Here is a 7,040-nt window from a genome sequence, read left to right as displayed (position 1 = left end):
GTCCTGCGCAATTTCGAACGCAAGCGGCAGGCCGTCCGTGCCGCCGCCCGGGCTCTGCCCTCGCCCGATCAATTGCTGGCGCTGCCGCGCCGGCGCCTCGATGAGGCGACATCCAGGCTCGGCCGGGGCCTGTTGGTCTCCACCGAACGCAAGCGTGCAAGGTTTTTTGCCGTAAAGCTGACACCGGCAATGCTGTCGCAGCGCATTGCCGAGGCGCGGCGCACCAACGAACGCAATCTTTTGCGAGCACAAGGGGCACTGCGCGCGTTGGCAAGAGCCCGGCGTGCGGAGCTTAACCGAGCGGCCGATCAATTGCCAAAATGTGCCAGGGCATCGCTGCAGCGGCACAAGCAGCAACTGGGCATGCTGCAAGGCCGCATCACGATCGAGCCGACGGCACGGCGGCAACGCGTGCAGAGGGATTTGCTGACAGCTTTGACGAGACGCGGCACGCAAGCAGTGGTGCTCAGGCTGGAGCGCCTGCGCGGCCGCGTCGTCCAGGCCGACAGGTTGATGGCGTCGCTGTCGCACAAGGCCGTCCTGGCGCGCGGCTTTGCGCTGGTGAGGGATGCGGATGGCGCGGTGATCAAGCAGGCTGCCGAGGTGGCGTCGGGAATGGCGCTTTCGCTCGAGTTCGCCGACGGCATCGCCGATGCGGTGGCGATCACCGGCACGGCAAAACCGAAAGCCGTGGCCAAGCCGGCGGCCAAGGCCAAGGAGCCGGGCAATCAGGGATCCCTGTTCTGAGACCATGACCGACAATCCGCATCATCTGACAACACCCTCGGGCAAACCGCGCGCGCGAAATTTCGGCATCGGCTTCGATGGGCGGCCCGGACCGTTTAACGCGATCACCGATGTGCCCGGCGTGACGGTCGGCTATGCGACGCTGATTTCGGGCGATGGCGCGCTTGTCGTCGGCGAGGGACCGGTGCGCACCGGCGTGACCGCGATCCTGCCCAGGCCGCTCGCCGACCTCGCCACGCCGGTCTTCGCCGGCATTTTCAGCCAGAACGGAAACGGCGAACTGACCGGCTCGCACATCGTCGAGGAAACCGGCGCTTTCAACTTCCCGATCACCATCACCAACACGCATTCCTGCGGTGTTTCCCGCGACGGCACGCTGCGCTGGATGCAAAGCGTGCTGCCGGCAGCGCTCGACAGCGGCTGGGGGCTGCCGGGGGCGGCGGAGACCTATGACGGCTTCCTCAACGACATCAACGGCCACCATTTGACGTCAGAGCATGTTGCGCAGGCTCTCGACGGTGCCGCCGGCGGGCCTATCGAGGAAGGCAGCGTCGGCGGCGGCACCGGCATGATCACCTTCGGCTTCAAGGCCGGCTCCGGCACGGCGTCGCGCATCGTCGAATGGCAAGGCCGTGCCTACACCGTCGGCGCCTTCGTGCAGTCTAATTTTGGAAAACGGCGCAATATCACCATTCGCGGCCTGCGCGCCGGGCCGGAGCTTCTCGAACCGGCGGTCCGCGAAGGCACACCGCGTGCTGAAAAGGGCTCGATCATTGCCGTCGCCGCCACCGACGCACCGTTCCTGCCGCATCAGATGAAGCGGCTGGCCCGACGGGTGCCGCTTGGCGTCGCCTTGACCGGCGGCTTCGGCTATCACAGTTCAGGCGACATTTTTATCGCCTTCTCGACCGCCAATGCGAGCGCGGCGCTGGCGCCATCCGGCCGCATCGCCAGCGCCGATTTTATTCCGGACACCGATATCGATCCGTTTTTCGATGCAGTGATCCAGACCGTGGAGGAAGCAATCCTCAACGCGCTGGTTGCCAATGACGATATGACCGGACGCGACGGGAATTTCGTGCCGGCGCTGCCGAAGACGTGGCTGAAGGAGAAGTTTGGCTGAAGACAAAAACGCGGGCCACAAGCCCGCGCTGGAACACGTCGCCGCTATGCGATCATTCCGCGGCTTTGATCATTCCGCGGCTTTTCCGGGGGCCTGCTGGCTTTCCTCGGCCTCGGCCGCTTCCTCAAGCCGGGATGCGATAAGTTCCTGGATATCGCCGACTTCTTCCTGGATGTCCTCCAGCGGGATGCCGACCTCGGCCGCCTCGGCGGCGCACTCCTTGGCCAGGGTTTCGGCCTGCTTGTCGATCCTTGCCTGGGAGGACTGGCAATGGACCTTTTCGCCGATCCATCCCCGCAAGAATTCGATGGCGTGTTCACTCATACTGCTGTTCCCTGGCGGCAAAGCCGGTTGGTAATCACAAACGTCGACATCCCGCAAAGGATGCATGTCCCCATTCCAGCCGAGTCGCGGTCGTCCGGCAAGCCAATGCCGTCCAAGGTCCACAGAGCCATAGGAAATCGAGGGGTCAAGAGCATTTTCTGATTCTGGAGGGGTCGGTACCGTTGGCTGGGTCACGCCCAGCGCTGCGCCACTGTTTCTATTTGCTTTTTTCCGGTTTCCGAGCCGATTTCCGTCACAATAGATGGCGCAACACACTACACATTCACAGTTGCTTCGAGGTGCTGCCCTCGGGCGCGCAGGTCGAAGCCGCCGCTATATAGTGACATCCTCCTGCAATGTCGACTCCGCTCGCCATGCTGCTTCTTTCCGCCGCGCCGAAGGCTCCGCAACGGATCAAGAGCAAGTGACGATGGACGCGAACCGGGTGGAGCAAGCCTCGGCGGAATCGCTCAGACGTGCACAGCCACCACCGCCGCGCAGTCGCCGGCCTTGACCAGCCCGGGGAAATGCCGCGCCGCCAGCATGCCCGACATTTTTGCCCGGATCTCCTGCGGGGCGATGCCGGTGCGGCCGGTGGAATGGATGCGCGCCAGCACCGAGCCTTCTTCGACGGGCTCACCGAGATCGACCATGGTTTCGATCATGCCGTCATCTTCGGCGAAGGAGAAACAATCGCCCGACGGCATGTCGAGCCACTGGGTTCGAGTCTTCTCGACCGCACCATCTACAATGCCAGCATGGCGCAGTACGTTGAGAATGCCGCGCCGCGCGATCCGCACCGTCTGCGCACGCGACGTGCCGCCGCCGCCCAGCTCGGTGCTGACGAAGACCTTGCCCATCTCCTCGGCTGCCGTGTCATACATGCCGACGGCGTCGATCTCGATCATGCGCATCGAGAACGGGGCGGCGAAGGCCGCGACCGCGTCGAAGGCTTTCTGTTCCAGCGCCTTGTCGGGCAAAGTATGCGCGGCGCAGAACGGCACGAAGTCCAGCGTCTTGCCGCCGGAATGGAAGTCGAACACGATGTCGGCGCGGGGGAGCAGCTCACGCTGGAAATAGTCGGCGATCTTCTCGGTCACCGTCCCGTCCGGCCGGCCGGGAAAGCTGCGGTTCATGTTGCCCCTGTCGATCGGCGAGGTGCGCGTGCCAGCACGGAAGGCCGGATAGTTCATGGCCGGCACGATGATCACCGTGCCGCTGACTTGCTTGGGATCGAGGGTCCTGGCGAGATCGTAGAGGGCCAGCGGCCCCTCATACTCGTCGCCATGGTTGCCGCCGGTCAGCAGCGCTGCCGGCCCGTTGCCGTTGCGGATGACGCAGATCGGGATCATAACCGAGCCCCACGCGGAATCGTCGCGGCTGTAGGGCAAGCGCAGGAAACCGTGCTGAATGCCGTCGCGGTCGAAATCGACGGTCGGCGCGATCGGCGACGGGCGGGTGCTGGACATCGGGCTCAATCCTTCACCACCAGCTTGCGCGGCACATTGGCCAGGCACTCCACACCGGTTTCGGTGATCAGGATGGACTCGGTGATCTCCAGTCCCATCGTTTCCAGCCACAGGCCGGTCATGAAATGGAAGGTCATGCCGGGCTTGAGCTCGGTGCGGTCGCCGGGACGCAGGCTCATCGTGCGCTCGCCCCAGTCCGGCGGATAGGACAGGCCGATCGAGTAGCCGGTGCGGTTGTCCTTGACGATACCGTATCGCTTGAGGACACCGAAGAAGGCGTTGGCGATGTCCTCGCAGGCGTTGCCGGGTTTCGCGGCAGCCAGCCCGGCTTCCATACCTTCCAGCGTCGCCTTCTCGGCATCGAGGAATTCCTGCGTCGGCTTGCCTAGGAAGACGGTGCGCGACAGCGGGCAGTGATAGCGGTTGTAGCAGCCGGCAATCTCGAAGAAGGTGCCCTCGCCCCGCTTCATCGCTCTGTCATCCCAGGTCAGATGCGGCGCCGAGGCATCGGCACCCGACGGCAGCAGCGGCACGATCGCCGGATAGTCGCCGCCAATACCGTCGACGCCGCGCGTGCCGGCATCATAGATTTCGGCGACGAGATCGCATTTGCGCATGCCGACCTCGATCTTGTCGAAGATGCGCTGATGCATGGCCTCGACGATGCGGGCCGCCTTGCGCATATAATCGATCTCGGTCGGGCTCTTCACCGCACGCTGCCAGTTGACAAGCGCGGTGGCATCGACAAAGCGGGCATTGGGCAGATGCTTCTGCAGCGACGCAAAGGCGGCCGCCGAGAACCAGTAATTGTCCATTTCGACGCCGACTGTCAGCTTGCCCCAGCCGCGATCCGCAAGCACGCTGGCCAAAAAATCCATCGGGTGGCGCTCGGTCGACTGCACATAGTGATCGGCATAGCCGACGATATTGTCGTGCGCGAGATAAGCGGTGCGCTTGGCGCCGTTGGCGTCCTGGCCGCGGCCGTACCAGACCGGCTCGCCCGAAGGCGGCACGATAACCGCCTGGTGCACATAGAACGACCAGCCGTCATAGCCGGTCAACCAGGCCATGTTGGAAGGATCGCTGACAACAAGAAGATCGACGCCCTTGGCCTCCATGGCCTTGCGTGTCTTGGCGAGGCGATCCGCATATTCGCCGCGCGAGAATCTCAGGTTCGGTTGCATTGTTCTTGGTCCTCGTTTGTTGGGCCTTGCGGCCGGTATCAGCTTTGAATCCAACTCGTCGTTCTTGTTTGAGCGTGATCTCTGGACAAACGGAAAACCGTTTGTCCGAGAAAACCGGTTCCCACTTTTCCGGATCATGCTCCTGCGGCCAGCATCAGCTTTCGAAGATGGCCCCGGAACCGGCCACCCGCGCACGGTCTCGAGCGAGCGTGGCGATCGCCGTGTCCTGGACGCCAGTGCCGGTGAGATCGGCGATGGTGATGTCGCTGGCCGAGCGCCGTCCGTGTTTCGCGCCGGCGATGATCTGGCCGAGTTCGGTCACCTCTTCCTCGGCGGCCATCACGCCCGCCGCGATTGCATGATGCAGCTCACCCAGCCGCTTTGTCTGGCGGCCACTGTCAGCGGCATAGAGATCGGCCATGCGCAGGATTGCCGGCGCGATCTCGTTCTTGTGCTCGGCGTCCGATCCCATCGCGGTGATGTGCTGCCCTGCGGAAACGAAGCCGGCCTTGATCAGCGGCTCGGTCGAAGGCGTCGTGGTGACGATGATGTCGGCGCCGGCGACCGCGTTTGCCGCGTCGGGCTCGGCATGCACGAGAATGCCGAGCTTTTCGCGCAGGGCTCCGGCGGTTGCCTCGGCCTTTGCCGCATCGCGTGCCCAGATGCGCGCCTCGGCAATCGGCCGCACCAGCATGAGTGCTTCCAATTGCAGCCCGGCCTGGACGCCAGCGCCGAAGATCGCGGCAACGGACGAGTCCTGCCGCGACAGATGTTTGGCGGCGACGGCGCCGGCAGCAGCGGTTCGGATATCCGTGAGATAGCCGTTGTCGAGCAGCAGCGCTTCGACCAGGCCGGTCTTGGCTGACAGCAGCACCATCATGCCGTTGACGCTGGGCAGGCCGAGCTTCGGATTGTCGAAGAAGCCGGGGCTGATCTTGATGGCGAAACCGTCAATGCCGGGCACATAGGCGGTCTTCACGTCGACCTCGCCGCGATGCTCGGGAATGTCTAGCCGCAGGATCGGCGGCATCGCCACCGGCAGAGTGGCAAGCGCACGGAAGGCGTTTTCGACGCAGGCGACGGCATCGAGATCGAGTGTCACGATCGCCCGCAACTCTTTCTCGGTAAGGATGGTCATCCGGCTCATGCGGCGCGCTCCTTGAGCGATGGCGCTACGCCGCAAACGATTGTGCGGTGCGCGTCCATATCGATGTTGCGACCGGACAGCAGAACAACCACCGGCCCGTCCGACCTGACCTTGCCGGCCAGCAGTGCGGCGATGCCGACAGCGCCCGCGCCCTCGACGATTTCGCGCTCCTGCGCATAGGCGTGACGGATTCCGGCGGCGATCTCGTCTTCGCTGAGCAGGATGACATCATCGAGCAGGTCGCGGCACATGGCGAAGGTCAGCCGATTGTCGAGGCCGATGCCGCCGCCGAGCGAATCCGCCAGCGTCGGCAATTCTTCCACCAATACCGGTTGGCCCGCATCGAGGCTGGCCTTCATCGCCGCGCCACGCGCCATCGAGACACCGATGACTTTTGTCCGGGGGCTGACGCCTTTGATGGCCGTAGCAACCCCTGAGGCGAGCCCACCGCCGGAGAGTTGGACCAGAACGAGGGCGGCATCCGGGACCTGCCCGATTATCTCAAGCCCGACCGTGCCTTGCCCGGCGATAATGTCGGGATGGTCGAAGGGCGGCAGCATCACCAGCCCCTCTTGCGCCACCAGCCGATCGACCTCCTGCTGGGCATCGTCCTGGCTGTCGCCGATAATGCGGACCTCCGCGCCAAGCCGGCGGATCTCGTCGAGCTTGTTGCCGGGCACCAGGCGCGACATGCAGATTACGGCGCGCATGCCCTCAAGCTTCGCCGCATGCGCCAGCGCGCGGCCATGATTGCCGGTCGAGGCCGCGACCACGCCCCGCGCCTTCTGTTCGGCGTTCAACGAGGCGACGGCGTTCGAGGCGCCACGCAGCTTGAAGCTGCCGGTGGTCTGCCGGTGTTCGAGCTTGAGGTGAACGGGGACGCCCAGTTGTTCGGATAGGCTCGGGGACAGCACGGTCGGCGTGCGCTCGACTTTGCCAGCGATACGGTCACGGGCGATACGGATGTCCGCTAGGGCGACGGCGCGCGTCATGGGGCGACCCCCTCTGGCCTGCCGGCCATCTCCCCCTCGAGGGGGGAGATTGGC

7 protein-coding genes are annotated in these 7,040 nt (G+C 64.5%); 2 read left to right on the top strand and 5 right to left on the bottom strand.

Features of this window, described 5'->3' with window-relative positions; translation table 11 throughout:
- On the top strand, positions 1 to 747 hold a 747-nt coding region (locus EN893_RS12480), incomplete at its 5' end, for an exodeoxyribonuclease VII large subunit (protein WP_281062481.1).
- A gap of 4 nt (positions 748 to 751) precedes the next feature.
- The gene (locus EN893_RS12475; protein WP_128361558.1) at positions 752 to 1,870 is read left to right on the top strand and encodes a P1 family peptidase; all 1,119 of its coding nucleotides are present in this window, start codon (positions 752 to 754) and stop codon (positions 1,868 to 1,870) included.
- A 69-nt stretch (positions 1,871 to 1,939) separates the two neighbouring features.
- Here EN893_RS12475 and EN893_RS12470 read toward each other — a convergent pair whose 3' ends face one another.
- The 5 genes from EN893_RS12470 to eutB form a co-directional block, all read right to left on the bottom strand.
- Complete coding sequence (locus EN893_RS12470) at positions 1,940 to 2,260, bottom strand: hypothetical protein (protein WP_245466428.1); 321 nt, start codon at positions 2,258 to 2,260, stop codon at positions 1,940 to 1,942.
- A 404-nt stretch (positions 2,261 to 2,664) separates the two neighbouring features.
- The gene (gene doeB / locus EN893_RS12465; protein ID WP_127272431.1) at positions 2,665 to 3,663 is read right to left on the bottom strand and encodes a N(2)-acetyl-L-2,4-diaminobutanoate deacetylase DoeB; all 999 of its coding nucleotides are present in this window, start codon (positions 3,661 to 3,663) and stop codon (positions 2,665 to 2,667) included.
- A 5-nt stretch (positions 3,664 to 3,668) separates the two neighbouring features.
- Positions 3,669 to 4,847 (bottom strand): ectoine hydrolase DoeA, encoded by a 1,179-nt coding sequence (gene doeA / locus EN893_RS12460; RefSeq protein WP_127271633.1) that lies wholly within the window; start codon positions 4,845 to 4,847, stop codon positions 3,669 to 3,671.
- A 154-nt stretch (positions 4,848 to 5,001) separates the two neighbouring features.
- Positions 5,002 to 5,994 carry an ectoine utilization protein EutC gene (gene eutC / locus EN893_RS12455; RefSeq protein WP_127273333.1) on the bottom strand — a complete coding sequence of 331 codons (993 nt, stop codon included), beginning with the start codon at positions 5,992 to 5,994 and terminating at the stop codon, positions 5,002 to 5,004.
- Positions 5,991 to 6,986 (bottom strand): hydroxyectoine utilization dehydratase EutB, encoded by a 996-nt coding sequence (eutB, locus tag EN893_RS12450; protein ID WP_127270570.1) that lies wholly within the window; start codon positions 6,984 to 6,986, stop codon positions 5,991 to 5,993. Before eutB ends, eutC begins: the two co-directional genes overlap by 4 nt.
- Positions 6,987 to 7,040: the final 54 nt, after the last annotated feature.

Origin of the sequence: Mesorhizobium sp. M7A.F.Ca.CA.004.04.2.1 (assembly GCF_004022825.1) — a bacterium.
Classification (GTDB): Bacteria; Pseudomonadota; Alphaproteobacteria; order Rhizobiales; family Rhizobiaceae; genus Mesorhizobium.
This window is presented reverse-complemented; position numbering and strand designations above follow the sequence as displayed.

Bases quoted from the DNA above. Each gene is read 5' to 3' on its own strand.
- doeB (WP_127272431.1), bottom strand. From the start codon at position 3,663: ATGTCCAGCACCCGCCCGTCGCCGATCGCGCCGACCGTCGATTTCGAC.
- EN893_RS12470 (WP_245466428.1), bottom strand. From the start codon at position 2,260: ATGCATCCTTTGCGGGATGTCGACGTTTGTGATTACCAACCGGCTTTG.
- doeA (WP_127271633.1), bottom strand. From the start codon at position 4,847: ATGCAACCGAACCTGAGATTCTCGCGCGGCGAATATGCGGATCGCCTC.
- eutB (WP_127270570.1), bottom strand. From the start codon at position 6,986: ATGACGCGCGCCGTCGCCCTAGCGGACATCCGTATCGCCCGTGACCGT.
- EN893_RS12475 (WP_128361558.1), top strand. From the start codon at position 752: ATGACCGACAATCCGCATCATCTGACAACACCCTCGGGCAAACCGCGC.
- eutC (WP_127273333.1), bottom strand. From the start codon at position 5,994: ATGAGCCGGATGACCATCCTTACCGAGAAAGAGTTGCGGGCGATCGTG.